We start from the raw sequence: 16,362 nt of genomic DNA, 5'->3' as shown, positions 1-16,362 counted from the left end.
CGTGCCCGACCCAGGCCGGCAGGCCGAGCCACCCGGATGCGCCCCGCTGCCGACCCGGCTCGGGGTGACCACGCCCGGGCCGGACGAGCCGATGGCTGTGGTCGTCGCCGGTCCGGCCGGCGCGAACCGGCGCGAGCTGATCGCCGGCCTGCTCGGGATCGAGGCCGCGACGCTCGCCGTGCCGCCGGGAAGCAACCTGCTGGTCCAGCACGCCGCCACCGCGACCCGCGCCGCGTACGTCCCGGGCTACCGCCAGCCGCACGCCTACGGCGCCGACCCGCTCGCCGCCGGCCCGGCGCTGGCCCGGCCGCCGCGCCGGGTCGAACTGAGCCTGCCCGATCCGCTGCTGCGGCACTTCGCGGTGGTCGACACGCCGGACACCGGCACGCTCGGCGTGGCCGGCGGCCGGGTGCTGCGCGACGCCGTCGGCCGGGCCGGCGCGCTGCTCTTCGTGATCTCCGCCGACCAGGCGTTCAGCGCGGCCGAGCTGCACCTGCTCGCCGAGGTGGCGCGTACCCGGGTCGAGGTCTTCTTCGCCGTCACGCCCGGCGTGACCGGCCCGGCCGCGCCGGGCGACGGCGTGCGGGCCCAGGACCCGGCGGCGTCCGGCCGGACCGGGCCCGCCCGCCGGCTCGACCCGGTGTCGGTCTCCATCGAGGCGCACCGCGCGGCGCTGCTGGCCGCGGTTCCCGCGCTCACCCCGGCCCGATGGTTCCCGGCCCGCCGCGCCGAGCTGCCACAGCTGCGCCGCGCGCTCGTCGGCTGGGCCGCCGACGAGGTGCTGCGTCGCGGCAGCGCCCACCCGCCGGTGCCGGCCGGCGCGCACGGCCGGGTGCCGGTGCTCGCCGGCGTCGAGCCGGGTGAGCTGGCCGACCGGATCGACCGTCAGGCCCGCGCCTGCGCCCGCCGGATCCGCCAACACCTCGCCCTGGAGCTGGCCAACATCCATCTGCGGGTGGTGCAGGAGATCGTCTTCGGGGTCGGCTGTGCCGGCCTGCCGCAGATGCTCGACCGCGAGCTGGAGGCGCTGTCGCTGCTCGCCACCGCCCAGTGCGACGAGGCGGTGCGGGGTCTGGTCGACGAGGCCGCCGCCCGGGTCTTCGGCGCGCCGCTGACCGAGGGCGTACGCCGGCGGATCACCCACGCGGTGCGCTGGGGCCTGGCCGACCACCCGGACGCCCCCGAGCTGGACCGGGTGCTCCTGGTGACCAGCACGGCCGGGGTCGCCGGGCTGACCGGCGCCGGCGCCCTGGACGCGCTGGCCGGGCTGCCCGGCGCGCAGCGCGACGAGGTGCTCCCGCCGGTCGGCGTCGCCCTCAACGGCGGCTGCTGGCAGCACTGGCGGGCACCCGGCAACGACGACCCGAACGCCGCACGCTCGTGGGCCCAGCGCGCACTGCGCGAGGTCGAACTCGAACTGTCCCGCGAGGTGTCCCGCCGCTTCGAGGTGATCCGTCTCTCGCTGGGCGCGGTGCTCGCCGATGCGGTCGACCACGGCATCCTGCTTGCCTGACCACGCCGCCGGCACACGGCGACCCGGGCTCGCGTACGCGGCCCGGGCGGATGACGACGACCCGCACACCGTTCCGGTTCATCGGTTCCCCGGATCCGGTGGCACGATGGGGGGCATGGCGGCTCCACAGGTTGCGCCGGTCGAGACGCCGGACACCGAAGAGGTGCCGGTCTCCGACCGGCCATGGGTGACCATCGTCTGGGACGATCCGGTCAACCTGATGACGTATGTGACCTGGGTTTTCCAGAAGCTCTTCGGGTACAGCCGGGAGAAGGCGGAGCGGCTCATGCTGGACGTGCACCACAAGGGCAAGGCCGTGGTCTCCAGCGGCGCCCGGGAGCGGATGGAGCACGACGCGGCGCAACTGCACGCGTACGGCCTCTGGGCGACGGTGGACCGCTCATGAGCATGTTCCGCCGCCGGGGCGACCACTACGTGGCCACGTTCGCGGTCGACGAGGTCCGGGTGCTGCGCAAGGTCGCCAACGAGGTGGTCGGCCTGCTGACCGACGGTTTCGACCACGGCGACCCGGTGGTCGGGCGGCTCTTCCCCGACGTCTACCCGGACGACGAGGCCGGCACCGCCGAGTTCCGCCGCTACACCGAGGGCGACCTGAAGACCGGCAAGATCGACCAGGCGGGCGCCGTCCTCGCCGCGCTGCCGGACGGGGACGCCGGCGGCGAGGTGCGGCTGGACGCGGAGGCGGCCGAGGCGTGGCTGCGGGCGCTGAACGACGCCCGGCTGGCGATGGGCGTACGCCTGGAGATCAAGGACGGCACCGACCTGGGCGAGGAGCTCGACGACGCGGTGGCCGCGGACCCGGGTTCGTCCCGGGTGTTCCAACTGTCGGTCTACGCCTATCTCGGATATCTCCAGGAGTCCCTGCTCAACGCCCTGATCGACTGAGTGGTGACGGTTGCCACCTCGCCGCCCGGGAGGGCCAGGCGCTAGGCTTGGCGGCGTGCTGAGCATCGACCGGTCGATCATCGACGCGATCGTCGCCCACGCGCGTCGGGACCACCCGGACGAGGCGTGCGGCGTGGTCGCCGGTCCCGTCGGCAGCGACACCCCGGCCCGGCACATCCCGATGGACAACGCCGCCCGCTCCATGACGTTCTACGAGTTCGACTCGATGGAGCAGTTGCGGGTGTGGCGCGAGATGGACGACCGCGACGAAGAGCCGGTCGTCATCTACCACTCGCACACCGCGACGGAGGCCTACCCGTCGCGTACGGACGTCTCCTTCGCCGGCGAGCCGGGCGCGCACTACCTGCTCGTCTCGACCCGCGAGCCCGACACCGAGGAGATCCGCTCCTTCCGGATCGTCGACGGCGTGGTCACCGAGGAACCGGTGGAGATCGTGGATGCCGCCGTGGACCCGAACGCCGTCCAGTCCTACATGTTCGGGCAGAGCCCGGCGACGGTCGACTACGAGTGTTCCGGCCGCTGACCTTCAGCGCCGGCACCTTCCTTTTCCCGTCACCTGGCACGATCCCGAACGAGGAGCACGAGACACCATGGCCATCGAGGTTCGCATCCCCACCATCCTGCGCAGCTACACCGGCGGCGCGAAGGTCGTCGAGGGCAGCGGCGACACGCTCGCCGACCTGATCGCCGACCTGGACTCCCGGCACGGCGGCCTGAAGGCCCGCCTGCTCACCGACGCGGGCGCGCTGCACCGGTTCGTCAACGTCTACGTCAACGACGAGGACGTCCGCTTCCTCGGCGCGCTCGACGCCAAGCTCAACGACGGCGACAGCGTGACCATCCTGCCGGCCGTCGCCGGTGGCGCGTTCGGCTTCGCGGCCGCCGCGGCGATCGCCTCGCACGCGGTCTCCACGCGCGCCGCCCGCTGAGGGGGCCCGCGATGGCGCGGTACGACAGTCTCCTCGACGCCTGCGGCGGCACGCCGCTGGTCGGGTTGCCCCGGCTCTCGCCGACGGTCCCGGCCGGGGCGCCGCCGGTGCGGCTCTGGGCCAAGCTGGAGGACCGGAACCCGACCGGCAGCATCAAGGACCGCGCGGCCCTGTTCATGGTCCGCGCGGCCGAGGAGTCCGGCCGGCTGCGTCCGGGCGACACCATCCTGGAGCCGACGAGCGGCAACACCGGCATCTCGCTGGCCATGGTGGCGAAGCTGCGCGGCTACCGGCTGGTCTGCGTGATGCCGGAGAACGTCTCCACCGAGCGGGTGCAACTGCTCCGCATGTACGGCGCGGAGATCATCTTCTCGCCGGCCGCGGGCGGCTCGAACCAGGCCGTCGCGACCGCGAAGCAGATCTCCGCGGAGCACCCGGACTGGGTGATGCTCTACCAGTACGGCAACGAGGCGAACGCCCGGGCGCACTACGAGACGACCGGGCCGGAGCTGCTCCAGGACCTGCCGGGCATCACCCACTTCGTGGCCGGGCTGGGCACCACCGGCACGCTCATGGGCACCGGGCGCTACCTGCGGGAGAAGGTCGAGGGCATCCAGATCGTGGCGGCCGAGCCGCGCTACGGCGAGCTGGTCTACGGTCTGCGCAACATCGACGAGGGTTACGTGCCCGAGCTGTACGACGCCGGGGTGCTGTCCCGCCGCTTCTCCGTGGGCACCCGGGACGCGGTGCTGCGTACCCGGCAGCTCGTCGAGGTGGAGGGCATCTTCGCCGGGTTCTCCACCGGCGCCATCCTGCACGCCGCGCTCGCGGTGGCGCACGAGGCGGTCCGCGACGGCCGCCGCGCGGACGTGGCGTTCGTGGTCTGCGACGGCGGCTGGAAGTACCTGTCGACCGGCGCGTACGGCGGCACCCTCGCCGACGCGGAGGAGTCCCTGGAGGGTCAGCTCTGGGCCTGACGGACCGATGGCCGGTCCGGTCGGTGGCGTGCCCGCCGGCCGGACCGCCGGTCTCGTCCGGAGCGGACGTGTATGGGTGTCACGTTGATGACAACTTCCGGCAGATGATTCTTGCCCGACCGGGGCGACGCGTAGGCTGCGCAGCGTGGCGAGCGCGTCGGTAGAGATCATCGGCGGTGCCGCCGCCGGCGCATCGACTACTCATCGTGAGATCGAGGCCACCGGATGAGACTGACCGTCCTCGGCTGCGCGGGCAGCTTCCCGGGGCCCGAATCCCCCTGTTCGGCCTATCTCATGGAAGCCGAGGGCTTCCGGCTTCTGATCGACTTCGGCGTGGGCTCGCTCTCCACGCTCCAGCGCTACGTCGGGCTGCACGCCCCTGACGCCATCCTCCTCACCCACCTGCACTGTGACCACATGTTCGACGCCGTTTCCTACGTGGTGGTACGGCGGTACGCGCCGGACGGCCCATACCCGCCCCTGCCGATGTACGCCCCCTCCGGCGCGCCCGACCGGCTGGCCACCGCGTACGGGCAGGAGGAGGGCTCGGTGGAGGACGTCTACCAGTTCTACGGCCTCCAGCCGGGCACGTTCCCGATCGGCCCGTTCACCGTCACCGTCGACCGGATGAACCACCCGGTCGAGACGTACGGGGTGCGGCTGGAGCACGGCGGCCGGGTGTTCTGCTACTCCGCCGACACCGCGCCCTGCGAGGCGCTGCTGCGCCTGGCCCAGGGCGCCGACGTGTTCCTCTGCGAGGCGAGCTACATGGACGGCGTGGAGAACCCGCCGGATCTGCACCTGACCGGCCGGGAGGCCGGCGAGGCGGCCACCAAGGCGGGTGTGGGACGGCTCCTGCTCACCCACCTCGTACCGGCCTGGGGCAGCGAGTCGCAGACCGTGGAGGCGGCGGCCGGGGCGTACGCCGGACCGCTGGACGTGGTCCGGCCCGGCGCCTGCTACGAGGTCTGAGCCCGGCGGCGGCCGGGTCGTGTCGGCGGGCACCCGCGGGCGGTGCGATCACCGCACCGCATAGGGTGCAGGCATGGCGCGACCTGACGGGCGGCGGCCCGACCAACTCCGACCGGTGACCCTGACCCGGGGCTGGAGCACCCACCCGGAGGGCGCGGTGCTCGTCGAGTTCGGTGCGACCCGGGTCCTCTGCACGGCGAGCGTCACCGAGGGCGTGCCCCGCTGGCGCAAGGGTTCCGGGCTGGGCTGGGTGACCGCCGAGTACGCGATGCTGCCCCGGGCCACGAACACCCGCTCGGACCGGGAGAGCGTCCGCGGCAAGGTCGGCGGCCGGACCCACGAGATCTCCCGGCTGATCGGCCGCAGCCTGCGCGCCTGCGTCGATCTCAAGGCGCTCGGCGAGAACTCGATCGTGCTGGACTGCGACGTGCTCCAGGCCGACGGCGGTACCCGTACCGCCGCGATCACCGGCGCGTACGTCGCGCTGCACGACGCGGTGACCTGGCTGGCCGAGCGCAAGGCGCTGGCCGGCAAGGTGGAGAAGGTGATGCACCGCTCGGTGGCCGCGGTGAGCGTCGGGGTGATCGGCGGCGAGCCGATGCTCGACCTCTGCTACGCCGAGGACGTCACCGCCGAGGTGGACATGAACGTGGTCTGCACCGGCACCGGCGACTTCGTCGAGGTGCAGGGCACCGGTGAGGCGGGCGTCTTCGCCCGCGACCAGCTCGACGCGCTGCTCGACCTGGGCGTGGCGGGCTGTCTGGAACTGGCCGACGCGCAGCGGAAGGCGCTCTCGTGAACAAGGTCCTGCTCGCCACCCGGAACCGCAAGAAGCTGATCGAACTCCAGCGGATCCTGGACGGCGCGCTCGGCGCGCACCGGATCGCGCTGCTCGGGCTCGACGACGTCGAGGAGTACCCGGAGCTGCCGGAGACCGGCCTCACGTTCGGCGAGAATGCGCTGATCAAGGCGCGGGAGGGCTGCCGGCGCACCGGCCTGCCGACCATCGCCGACGACTCCGGGCTGGCGGTGGACGCCCTCAACGGCATGCCGGGTGTGTTCAGTGCCCGCTGGTCCGGCCGGCACGGCGACGACCGGGCCAACCTCCAGCTCGTGCTGGACCAGGTCGCCGACGTGCCGGACGAGCACCGGGGCGCTGCGTTCGTCTGCACCGTCGCGCTGGTGCTGCCGGGTGGCAAGGAGCACCTGGTCGACGGCCGTCAGTCCGGCCGGCTGCTGCGCGCCCCGCGCGGCGACGGCGGCTTCGGCTACGACCCGATCTTCCTGGGCGACGGGCAGGAGCGCACCAACGCGGAGCTGACTCCCCAGGAGAAGGACGCGGTCAGCCACCGCGGCAAGGCGCTGCGGGAGCTGGCCAAGCTGGTCGCGAAGGTGCTCCCGCCCGCCGCCTGAGATCAGCCGAGCGGGCCGATCTCCCGCTCGATCGCCGCGCGCAGCTCCGGGCCGCGTACCACCTCGCTCGCGGCCTCCATCAGCGGCGCGAGGAACACGTCCGGTCCCGGCTCGCCGATGGTGCCGCCGAGCGCGTCGAGCGCCGCCCGCCCGGCCGGTGACGGCGTCAGCGGCGCGCGGAGCTGGAGCCCGCGTACGGCCGCCAGCAGCTCCACCGCGAGCAGGCTGGTCAGGTTGTCCAGCACCGTGCGCAGCTTCTTGGTGGCCGCCCAGCCCATCGAGACGTGGTCCTCCTGCATGCCGCTGGTCGGCAACGAGTCGACCGAGGCGGGCGCGGCGAGCCGGCGGTTCTCCGCCACGATCCCGGCGGCGGTGTACTGGGCGATCATCAGGCCGGAGTTCACCCCGGCGTCGGGGGACAGGAACGCGGGCAGTTCCCGGGACCGGGTGACGTCCAGCAGCCGGTCCACCCGCCGCTCGGCGATCGCGCCCACCTCGGCGGCGGCGATGGCCAGGTAGTCGGCGGCGAAGCCGAGCGGCGCGCCGTGGAAGTTGCCGGTCGACTCGACCCGCCCGTCCGGCAGCACCACCGGGTTGTCCACCACCGACAGCAGCTCCCGGCCGGCCACCACCTCGACGAAGTCGAGCGTGTCCCGGGCCGCGCCGGCCACCTGCGGCGCGCAGCGCATCGAGTACGCGTCCTGCACCGCGTGCGCCAGGTCGTCGCGGTGCGAGTCCATCACCGCCGAGCCCTGCAACAGCCGGTGGATGTTCGCCGCCGACGCGGCCTGACCGGGATGCGGCCGGATCGCGTGCAGCTCGGGCAGGAACGGCCGCTCCGAGCCGAGCATCGCCTCGATGGCCAGCGCCGCCGTCACGTCCGCCATGGCGAACAGGTGCCGGGCGTCGGAGACGGCGAGCAGCAGCATGCCGAGCATGCCGTCGGTGCCGTTGATCAGCGCCAGCCCCTCCTTGGCGGCGAGCGACACCGGCTTCAACCCGGCCTGGTGCAGCGCGTCGGCGGCCGGGATGCGCTCCCCGGCCGGGCCGAGCACCCAGCCCTCACCGAGCAGCACCAGCGCGCAGTGCGCCAGCGGCGCCAGGTCACCGGACGCGCCGAGCGAGCCGTGCTCGGGCACCCACGGGGTCACCTCGTGGTTGAGCAGGTCCACGAGCGCCTCGGCGACCAGCGGGCGGACCCCGGAGCGGCCGAGCGCCAGCGAGCGGACCCGCAGCAGCATCATGGCGCGTACCACCTCGCGTGGCATCGGCGCGCCCACCCCGGCGGCGTGCGAGCGGATCAGCGCGTGCTGAAGCTCGGCCCGGCGCTCCGGGGCGACGAACGTGTTCGCCAGCGCGCCGAAGCCGGTGGAGACGCCGTACACCGGCCGGCCGGCCGCCTCGATGCCGTCCACGATGGACCGGGAGGTCGCCATCGCCTCGGTGGCGGCCGGATCGAGCACGACCTTGGCGGTGCCGCGGGCCACCGCGAGCACGTCGGCGGCGGTGACGCCGGTGGACAGGATGGTCACTGTGGTCATCGCGGTACTCCGTTGTGCAGGACCCGGCGGATCAGTGGCACCCCCGGCCGGTAGGCCAGGTGCAGGTGGGACGGGGCGTCGAGGATGATCAGGTCGGCCCGCGACCCGGGGGTCAGCCGGCCCACGTCGGTGCGGCGCAGCGCCGCCGCCCCACCGGCGGTCGCGGCCCACACCGCCTCCGCCGGGGTCATCCGCATCTCGCGTACGGCGAGCGCGACGCAGAACGGCATCGACGACGTGTACGACGAGCCGGGGTTGCAGTCGGTGGCCAGCGCGACCGTGACGCCCGCGTCGAGCAGCCGGCGGGCGTCCGGGTACGGCGACCGGGTGGAGAACTCGGCGCCGGGCAGCAGCGTGGCGACCGTCTCCGAACCGGCCAGCGCGTCGATGTCGGCGTCGGCCAGGTGGGTGCAGTGGTCGACGCTGGCCGCGCCCAGCTCCACGCCGAGCCGCACGCCCGGCCCGGGGCCGAGCTGGTTGGCGTGCAGCCGCAGGCCCAGACCGGCGGCCTGGCCGCAGGCGAGGATCGCCCGCGCGTGGTCGGCGTCGAACGCCCCGCGCTCGCAGAACACGTCGATCCAGCGGGCGTACGGCGCGGCGGCCGCCAGCATCGGCCCGCAGATCAGGCCCACGTAGTCGTCCGGGCGGTCGGCGTACTCGGCCGGGACCACGTGCGCGCCGAGGAACGTGGTGTCGTCGGTGAACTCGGCGGCGATCCGCAGCGAGCGGGCCTCGTCGGCGACGGTGAGGCCGTACCCGCTCTTGATCTCGACGGTGGTGGTGCCCTGCCGCAGCATCTCCGCGCGCAGCCGGCCCACTGTGGCGCGCAACGCGTCGTCGGAGGCGGCGCGGGTGGCGCCCACTGTGGTGCGGATGCCGCCGCCGGTGTACCGCTCGCCGGCCATCCGGGCGGCGAACTCGGCCGCCCGGTCCCCGGCGAAGACCAGGTGGGCGTGGCTGTCCACGAAGCCGGGCAGCACCGCGGCGCCGCCGGCGTCGATCCGCCGGTCGGCGGCCGGCGCGTGCCGGGCCGGACCGGTCCAGGCCACCTCGCCGTCGGAGACGAGCAGGGCGGCGTCGCGGCGGACACCCAGCGGGTCACCGTCGCGGCCGTCGTTGGTGACCAGCTCGCCGATGTGGTCGACGAGCAGGCTGCCGCGCGTCACGAGTCCTCCTTCGCCGTCACCGCCGCGATCGCGTCCCGCAGCTCGGTGGGGACGTCCACGGTCAGGTGCCGGCCGCCGTCCACCACGGGCCGGCCGTCCACCACGACGCTCGTCACGTCCGCGGCGGTGGCGGCGAAGAACGCGCCGACCGGCGGCACCCCGGCGGTGCGTGCGCTGTCGAGCCGTACCGTGACCAGGTCGGCCCGCTGCCCGACGGCGAGCCGGCCGGCGTCACCCCAGCCCAGCGCGGCGTGCCCGCCGACGGTGGCGGCGGTGAGCAGCTCGGCCGGCTTGAAGTGCCCCCGCCTGCGGGTACGCAGTCGCTCGTCCATCTCCAGCGCGCGGGCCTCCTCGAACAGGTCCACCACGGCGTGACTGTCGCTGCCCAGGCTCAGCGGGCTGCCCGCGTCGGCCATCCGGCGTACCGGGCCGACCCCGTCGGCCAGGTCGCGTTCGGTGGTGGGGCAGACGCAGACCCGGGTACGGCTGTCGCCGAGCAGCGCCACGTCGGCGGCGGTCGGGTGGGTGGCGTGCACGGCTGTGGTGTGCGGGCCGAGCACGCCGTGGTCGGCCAGCAGGCGCGTCGGGGTGCACCCGTGCACGGCCCGGCAGGCGTCGTTCTCGGCCGGCTGCTCGGACAGGTGCACATGCAGCGGCAGTCCGTTGCGGTCGGCCCAGCCGGCCACCGTGGCGAGCTGCCCGGCCGGGACCGCGCGCACCGAGTGGATGGCCGCGCCGAGCCGGACGTGGTCGTCGGACGGGCGGAACGCGTCCACCCGCTCCGCCCAGCGGAGCGCGTCGCCGTCGCCGAACCGGCGCTGCGGCCCGGCCAGCGGCGCGCCGTCCACGCCCCCGGCCAGGTACGCGGTGTCCAGCAGCGTGAGCCGGATCCCGGCGTGCGCGGCGGCCTCCACGAGCGCGGCGGACATGGCGTTCGGGTCGTCGTACGGTGTGCCGCCCGGACCGTGGTGCAGGTAGTGGAACTCGCCCACGCAGGTGATCCCGGCCAGCGCCATCTCCGCGTACACGGCGCGGGCCAGCGCCAGGTAGGAGTCCGGGTCGAGCCGGATCGCGACGGCGTACATCAGGCTGCGCCAGGACCAGAAGTCGCCGCGCCCGTCGTGGGTGCGCCCGCGCAGCGCCCGGTGGAACGCGTGCGAGTGGGCGTTGGCCAGGCCGGGCAGCGTCAGCCCGGGCAGCCGGACCGCGTCGGCGAGCACCTCGACCCCGGCGGTCGGCGGACCGTCCACGGTCAGCGGGGTGACCGCGGTGAGCCGCCCGTCGGTCGCCTCGATCAGCACGTCCCGGGTGGGCTCGGCGCGATCGGGCAGCCAGGCGTACTCGGCCAGCCAGCGGGTCAGCGGCATGCCAGCTCCTCCAGCACCCGGGCCAGGGCGGCCACCCCGGCGGCGCAGTCGGCGTCGGTGGCCGCCTCGGCGGGGGAGTGCGACACCCCGGTCGGGTTGCGCACGAACAGCATCGCGGTGGGCAGGTGCGCCGCCAGCACGCCCGCGTCGTGCCCGGCACCCGTGGGCAGCACCGGCGCGCCGAGCAGCGCGGCCAGCCGGCCGGCCAGCCCGCTGTCGAACGCGACGAGCGGGGTCGCCGACTCCTGCGTGCAGGTCAGCACGGTCCCGTCGCGGCCGGCCCGGTCGGCGGCCTTGGTGCGTACCGCCTCGACCAGACCGTACAGCGTCTCCGCCTCGGCCGCCCGCGCGTCCAGCCAGCCGGTGACCCGGGACGGGATCGCGTTCGTCGCGTTCGGCTCGACCGACACCCGGCCCACTGTGGCGTGCGCGTCGCGCAGCCGGGCCTCCTTGTTCGCCGCCAGCACCGTGAACGCGTAGGTGAGCATCGGGTCGCGGCGGTCGGCCATCCGGGTCGTACCCGCGTGGTTGCCCTCGCCGGTGAAGTCGAACCGCCACCGGCCGTGCGGCCAGATCGCTGAGGCCACCGCGACCGGCGCGTCCCGGTCGACGAGCGCGCGGCCCTGCTCGACGTGCAGCTCGACGAAGGCCGCGAAGCGGCCGAGCAGCGCCGGGTCGGGGCCCGCCGGCCGCTCGCCCAGCGCCTGCGCGAAGGTCGTCCCGGCCTGGTCGCGCAGCCCGGCCGCGCGGTCGATGTCGATCTCGCCGGTGAGCAGCCTCGACCCCAGGCACGGTACGCCGAACCGCGCGCCCTCCTCCTCCACGAACGCGGCCACCACCACCGGGCGGTCCGGGGTGACGCCCGCGGCCCGCAGCTCGTCTACGGCGAGGAACGCGCTGACGATGCCGAGCGGACCGTCGTACGCGCCGCCATGCGGCACCGAGTCGAAGTGGCTGCCGGTCAGCACCGCGTCGCCGGCCGCCGGGTCGCCCCACCAGGCGAACAGGTTGCCGTTGCCGTCCTCGGACACCGGCATGCCCCGCCGGTCGGCCTGCTCCCGGAACCAGGCGCGCAGCGTGCGCTCCGGCTCGGTGAGCGCGTAGCGCAGGTAGCCGCCGCTGCCGGCGTCGCGCCCGATCGGCGCGATCTCGTCCCACAGCTCCCGGAACCTGTTAGGAAGGGGCCCTTCCTCTACCGAATGCGTTAACAAGGGGACCTTCCTTAACCTTCGGTCATCGGGACGCGGACGCCGGTGCGGGCGGCGACCTCGCGGGCGTCGTCGTAGCCGGCGTCGACGTGCCGGATCACGCCCATCGCCGGGTCGTTGGTGAGCACCCGCTCGATCTTCTGCCCGGCCAGCTCGCTGCCGTCGGCCACGCAGACCTGGCCGGCGTGGATGGACCGGCCGATCCCGACGCCGCCGCCGTGGTGGATGGACACCCAGGACGCGCCGCTCGCGGTGTTGACGAGTGCGTTCAGCAGCGGCCAGTCCGCGATCGCGTCGGAGCCGTCGGCCATCGCCTCGGTCTCCCGGTAGGGGCTGGCCACGCTGCCGCAGTCCAGGTGGTCCCGGCCGATCACCACCGGGGCGCTCAGCTCGCCGGAGGCCACCATCTCGTTGAACCGCACCCCGGCGCGGTCGCGCTCGCCGTAGCCGAGCCAGCAGATCCGCGCCGGCAGACCCTGGAACGCCACCCGCTCGCCCGCCATCCGGATCCACCGGGCGAGGGACTCGTTCTCCGGGAACAGGTCGAGGATGGCCCGGTCGGTGGCGGCGATGTCCTTCGGGTCGCCGGAGAGCGCGGCCCAGCGGAACGGGCCCTTGCCCTCACAGAACAGCGGCCGGATGTACGCGGGCACGAACCCGGGGAAGTCGAACGCCCGCTCGTACCCGCCGAGCCTGGCCTCGCCCCGGATCGAGTTGCCGTAGTCGAAGACCTCCGCGCCCGCGTCCAGGAAGCCGACCATCGCCTCCACGTGCTTCGCCATCGACGCTCGCGCCCGGTCGGTGAACTCGGCCGGCTTCGCCGCCGCGTAGTCCCGCGCGTCGGCCGGGTCCACGCCCTCCGGCAGGTACGACAGCGGGTCGTGCGCGCTGGTCTGGTCGGTCACGATGTCGATGGCCACGCCCCGGCGCAGCAGCTCGGGGAAGACGGTGGCGGCGTTGCCCACCACCCCGACGCTGAGCGCCCGCCGGTCCCGCTTCGCGGCGAGCGCCCGCTCGACCGCGTCGTCCAGCGAGTCGGCGATCTCGTCGAGGTAGCGGTCGTGGGCCCGCCGCTGGAGCCGGGACCGGTCCACGTCCACGATCAGGCAGGCGCCACCGTTCATGGTGACCGCGAGCGGCTGCGCCCCACCCATCCCGCCGCACCCGGCGGTGAGCGTCAACGTGCCGGCGAGCGTGCCCTCGAAGCGCTTGGCGGCGACCGCGGCGAACGTCTCGTACGTGCCCTGGAGGATGCCCTGGGTGCCGATGTAGATCCAGGAACCGGCGGTCATCTGCCCGTACATGGTCAGGCCCAGTGACTCCAGCCGGCGGAACTCCGGCCAGGTGGCCCAGTCGCCGACCAGGTTGGAGTTGGCCAGCAGCACGCGCGGCGCCCACTCGTGGGTGCGCATCACCCCGACCGGGCGGCCCGACTGCACCAGCATCGTCTCGTCGTCGCGCAGGTCGGTCAGCGTGCGCACCAGCGCGTGGTACGACGGCCAGTCCCGGGCCGCCTTGCCGGTGCCGCCGTAGACCACCAGGTCCTCGGGGCGCTCGGCCACCTCGGGGTCGAGATTGTTCATCAGCATCCGCAGGGCGGCCTCCTGCGGCCACCCCTTCGCGGTGCGTGCGGTGCCGCGGGCGGCGCGGACGGGCTGGTGCATCTCGTACTCCTCTCAGCCGAGGAACAGCTGGCGGCGGGCGGCGGACGACTCGAACGCCTCGAGCCGGTTCTGGGTCTCGGCCGGTGCGGCGTCGCAGATCGCCTGGAGCACCACCATGGCCAACGTCATCGGGGCGGTGTGCAGGTCGAAGACCAGATCGGCGCCGACGGCGGCGGGCAGCACCACCTCGGCGTGCTCGGTGGCCGGGCTCACCGGCGAGTCGGTGATCGCCACGACCCTCAGCCCGGCGTCCCGGGCCTCGCGCAGCGCCTCCAGGGTCTCCCGGGGGTAGCGGGGCAGCACGAACGCGAGCATCGCCGTCGCGCCGGCCGCGACCGCCTGGTCCAGGCGGTCGGCCAGCATGCTGCCGCCGTCGTCGAGCACCCGCACGTCCGGGTGCACCTTCGCGGCGAAGTACGCGAAGTACGCGGCGAGCGGCGCGGCGGCGCGCAGCCCGAGCACCGGCAGCGGGCGGCTCGCCGCGAGCAGCTTCCCCACCTCGGCGACCCGGCCGGCGTCGGCGAGCTGCGCGGCGAGCCGGTCGAGATTGTCCCGCTCGGCGTGCACCGCCCGTTGCAGGGCGTTCCCGGCGGCCGGTCCGGCCGACCCGGTGCCTGTGAGTTCCCGCAGGCGGCGGCGCAGGGCGGGGTAGCCGTCGTGCCCGAGCGCCATGGCGAACCGGGTCACCGACGGCTGGCTGACGCCGGCCAGCTCGGCCACCTCGGCGGCGGACAGGTACGCCGCCGCGCCCGCGTGCCGCACCAGGCAGTGGGCGATGCGGCGCTGGGTCGGGGTGAGCCGTACGCCGTGGAACAGGTCGAGCAGGCGGTCAGGGGAGGCCGCACCGCCTTCATTCACCCCGCGACTCTATGCATGAAAACTTTCAGAGCGCAAGCGTCGATCAGCCGTTCCGGGGCTGCGCGGGCGTCACGGGCGCCCTTACGGTGCCACCCGTGACGCCCGAAGCCTCGGCAGATACCTACGACAGCCATATCCGTGCCCGAGTCATCGACTTCTTCACCCTGGAGGGATTGCCCTGGCCGCGTCGGCTGTGGGATGTCGGCTCGTTGCTCGCTCTGGAGGAGTTACTGGAAGCAAGCTCGTGGGCACGGCACCGCGTTCTGTCCGCGGCCGCGGTCGACTGGCAGCGTCACGAACTTCTGAAAGCCATCGGGCCGGACGTCGGTCTCGGGGACAGAGAACTGCGGGCCCAGTTGACGTCGTTGCTGAAGCAACCGCTTCCGGATCCCAGCCCCGCTCACCGCCGACTGCGGGAAGTTGTCGAACATGCCCGGGGTGGCTACCTGGATCGCTGGGCCTCGGCAGCCGCCCTGCCCGCGGGGCGCCGGCCCCAGCCGGAACGGCTTGCCCGTGTCATCGCGGCGCATCTGCTCGACCTCGGCTACGACGCGAGCTACCTGGCCACCTGGATCGGGCAACTCGCGCACCGGCGGGCGAGCGCCGAGGAAGTCCTACAGGGTGCTGTCGCTCTCGACAGGGCCGCGCCGCATGAATTCACCGTTCTCGTGGTCCTGGAAAGTGCTCCCGAGCGCGAGCAGGCACAAAAGCACGAGATGTGGCTCTCCGGCCGGGAGGTCGTGGATTGGCTGAAGCAACGTGGCCATCCGACCAGTGGTATCCGGGCCGGCGGCGGATTCCTCTACCGGATGACCGCGCGGGATCCGTTCAGTGCGGCGAGCCAGGCCCGTGAACTCGTAGAGCGGATGGTGGCTCGATCGTCGTTCATGCGCGGCAACCGAGGTGGTATCCGCCCGGCCGCACAGATGTGGGTCGACCAGCATCCGGACCCGATCCCTTTCGTCACCCCGGCCAGAGGTGCGGATGTCCTGTCCCTGGTCAACGAAGGGCATCTCTACCAGGTAGACGGGCAACGAACTCTGATCGACGACGCCCTGGAGCTTGCGGCGCCGGTCAACCGGGGTGTACTCGGGCCGGCTGTCGCCGGAGCGTGGGCGGCAGTGGAATCGTTGCTCTCGCACCCGGACGACCCGGCCGAAGAGCAGCGGTCAGGCAAGGCGGTCGCCGCAGATCGATTGGCAGCCATCATCGCCTGCTCGTGGCCCCGCGCCGAGTTGACCGCCCTCGCGCACAGACACCAACCCTCGACCCCTGATGCCCTCACCGAGCAGTTGACAGGTTGCACGACCAACCGTGATCGGGCCTCAGCGGTGGCCGAAGCCCTGGCGGCCGGGAAGTCACTCCACCTGGCCGACCGGTTCCGCCGCGACGCGGACATCGCGGCGGTGCATCGGATGCGCCGGGTTGTCGCCAGCCCGAGGGGAGAACTGGCAACCGCAGTAACGATCTTCCGCATCGGCATACGTCGTCTGTACCGGACCCGCAACATCGTGCTGCACGGTGGCTCCACCCAGGGGGTGGCGTTGAAGGCCGCCCTGCGCATTGCTGCTCCGCTGGTAGGCGCCGGGCTGGATCGGATCACGTACGCAGCGCTTGCGGAAGGCCTTACTCCGCTTGACCTGGCCGCGCGAGCTGAGGTCGGCCTCAAGTTGGTAGGGGGCGAAACCGGCCTGAGCGTGGTCGATCTCCTTGAGCCCCGCCGGTGACCTGAGAATCAACCTGACCAAGCAAGAGGGCCCCGGCCAATTGGCGGGGGCCCCTGCAATGCTGAGACGAGTATACACGGGCGTGGAGATTGGCGGGCTC

General features: G+C 73.6%; 16 protein-coding genes. 10 read left to right on the top strand and 6 right to left on the bottom strand.

Translation table 11 applies throughout. The features are described from left to right. The first annotated feature begins 1 nt into the window (after position 1). The 9 genes from ABIH81_RS02110 to rdgB all read left to right on the top strand — a co-directional run bounded on the left by ABIH81_RS02110 (position 2) and on the right by rdgB (position 6,731). Complete coding sequence (locus ABIH81_RS02110; RefSeq protein WP_349878765.1) at positions 2-1,513, top strand: hypothetical protein; 1,512 nt, start codon at positions 2-4, stop codon at positions 1,511-1,513. 115 nt (positions 1,514-1,628) lie between these two features. Beyond that, the gene (gene clpS, locus ABIH81_RS02105) at positions 1,629-1,919 is read left to right on the top strand and encodes an ATP-dependent Clp protease adapter ClpS (RefSeq protein WP_018786685.1); all 291 of its coding nucleotides are present in this window, start codon (positions 1,629-1,631) and stop codon (positions 1,917-1,919) included. Further along, the gene (locus tag ABIH81_RS02100; protein WP_349878764.1) at positions 1,916-2,419 is read left to right on the top strand and encodes a DUF2017 domain-containing protein; all 504 of its coding nucleotides are present in this window, start codon (positions 1,916-1,918) and stop codon (positions 2,417-2,419) included. Before clpS ends, ABIH81_RS02100 begins: the two co-directional genes overlap by 4 nt. Positions 2,420-2,474: 55 nt before the next feature. Next, on the top strand, positions 2,475-2,963 hold the full coding sequence (locus ABIH81_RS02095) for a M67 family metallopeptidase (protein WP_018786683.1): 489 nt from the start codon (positions 2,475-2,477) through the stop codon (positions 2,961-2,963). 67 nt (positions 2,964-3,030) lie between these two features. Further along, positions 3,031-3,369, top strand: a complete 339-nt coding sequence (locus ABIH81_RS02090) for a MoaD family protein (protein WP_349878763.1) — start codon at positions 3,031-3,033, stop codon at positions 3,367-3,369. Positions 3,370-3,380: 11 nt separating this feature from the next. After that, entirely contained in the window at positions 3,381-4,346 is a 966-nt protein-coding gene (locus ABIH81_RS02085) for a cysteine synthase (RefSeq protein ID WP_349878762.1), read from the top strand. A gap of 225 nt (positions 4,347-4,571) precedes the next feature. Next, on the top strand, positions 4,572-5,318 hold the full coding sequence (locus tag ABIH81_RS02080; protein WP_349878761.1) for an MBL fold metallo-hydrolase: 747 nt from the start codon (positions 4,572-4,574) through the stop codon (positions 5,316-5,318). Between the two features lie 73 nt (positions 5,319-5,391). Next, entirely contained in the window at positions 5,392-6,117 is a 726-nt protein-coding gene (gene rph / locus ABIH81_RS02075) for a ribonuclease PH (protein ID WP_349878760.1), read from the top strand. Continuing rightward, positions 6,114-6,731, top strand: a complete 618-nt coding sequence (gene rdgB / locus ABIH81_RS02070; protein WP_349878759.1) for an RdgB/HAM1 family non-canonical purine NTP pyrophosphatase — start codon at positions 6,114-6,116, stop codon at positions 6,729-6,731. Before rph ends, rdgB begins: the two co-directional genes overlap by 4 nt. Before the next feature lie 2 nt (positions 6,732-6,733). Here the strand turns inward: rdgB and hutH are convergent, their stop codons facing one another. From hutH to ABIH81_RS02040, 6 genes are read right to left on the bottom strand one after another with little or no spacing between them, the layout of a single operon-like run. Then, on the bottom strand, positions 6,734-8,272 hold the full coding sequence (gene hutH / locus ABIH81_RS02065) for a histidine ammonia-lyase (RefSeq protein WP_349878758.1): 1,539 nt from the start codon (positions 8,270-8,272) through the stop codon (positions 6,734-6,736). Next, complete coding sequence (gene hutI, locus ABIH81_RS02060; RefSeq protein ID WP_349878757.1) at positions 8,269-9,438, bottom strand: imidazolonepropionase; 1,170 nt, start codon at positions 9,436-9,438, stop codon at positions 8,269-8,271. The genes hutH and hutI overlap by 4 nt, the downstream gene beginning before the upstream one ends. Continuing rightward, on the bottom strand, positions 9,435-10,799 hold the full coding sequence (locus ABIH81_RS02055) for a formimidoylglutamate deiminase (protein WP_349881274.1): 1,365 nt from the start codon (positions 10,797-10,799) through the stop codon (positions 9,435-9,437). The genes hutI and ABIH81_RS02055 overlap by 4 nt, the downstream gene beginning before the upstream one ends. Next, complete coding sequence (locus ABIH81_RS02050) at positions 10,796-12,016, bottom strand: allantoate amidohydrolase (RefSeq protein ID WP_349878756.1); 1,221 nt, start codon at positions 12,014-12,016, stop codon at positions 10,796-10,798. The genes ABIH81_RS02055 and ABIH81_RS02050 overlap by 4 nt, the downstream gene beginning before the upstream one ends. Positions 12,017-12,027: 11 nt before the next feature. Next, entirely contained in the window at positions 12,028-13,677 is a 1,650-nt protein-coding gene (hutU, locus tag ABIH81_RS02045; RefSeq protein WP_349878755.1) for a urocanate hydratase, read from the bottom strand. A gap of 12 nt (positions 13,678-13,689) precedes the next feature. Further along, a complete protein-coding gene (locus tag ABIH81_RS02040; RefSeq protein WP_349878754.1) occupies positions 13,690-14,535 on the bottom strand; it encodes a MurR/RpiR family transcriptional regulator in 846 nt (281 codons plus the stop codon). 95 nt (positions 14,536-14,630) lie between these two features. Here ABIH81_RS02040 and ABIH81_RS02035 point away from each other — a divergent pair, with 95 nt between their 5' ends. Beyond that, positions 14,631-16,262, top strand: coding sequence for a hypothetical protein (locus ABIH81_RS02035; RefSeq protein WP_349878753.1), 1,632 nt, complete (start codon positions 14,631-14,633; stop codon positions 16,260-16,262). The last annotated feature ends 100 nt before the right edge of the window (positions 16,263-16,362 follow it).

Source organism: Micromonospora sp. HUAS YX12, assembly GCF_040215685.1.
GTDB classification, from domain to species: Bacteria; Actinomycetota; Actinomycetes; order Mycobacteriales; family Micromonosporaceae; genus Micromonospora; species Micromonospora tulbaghiae.
Note: the sequence above shows the minus strand (reverse complement) of the source record. Positions and strands in the feature narration are given on the sequence as shown.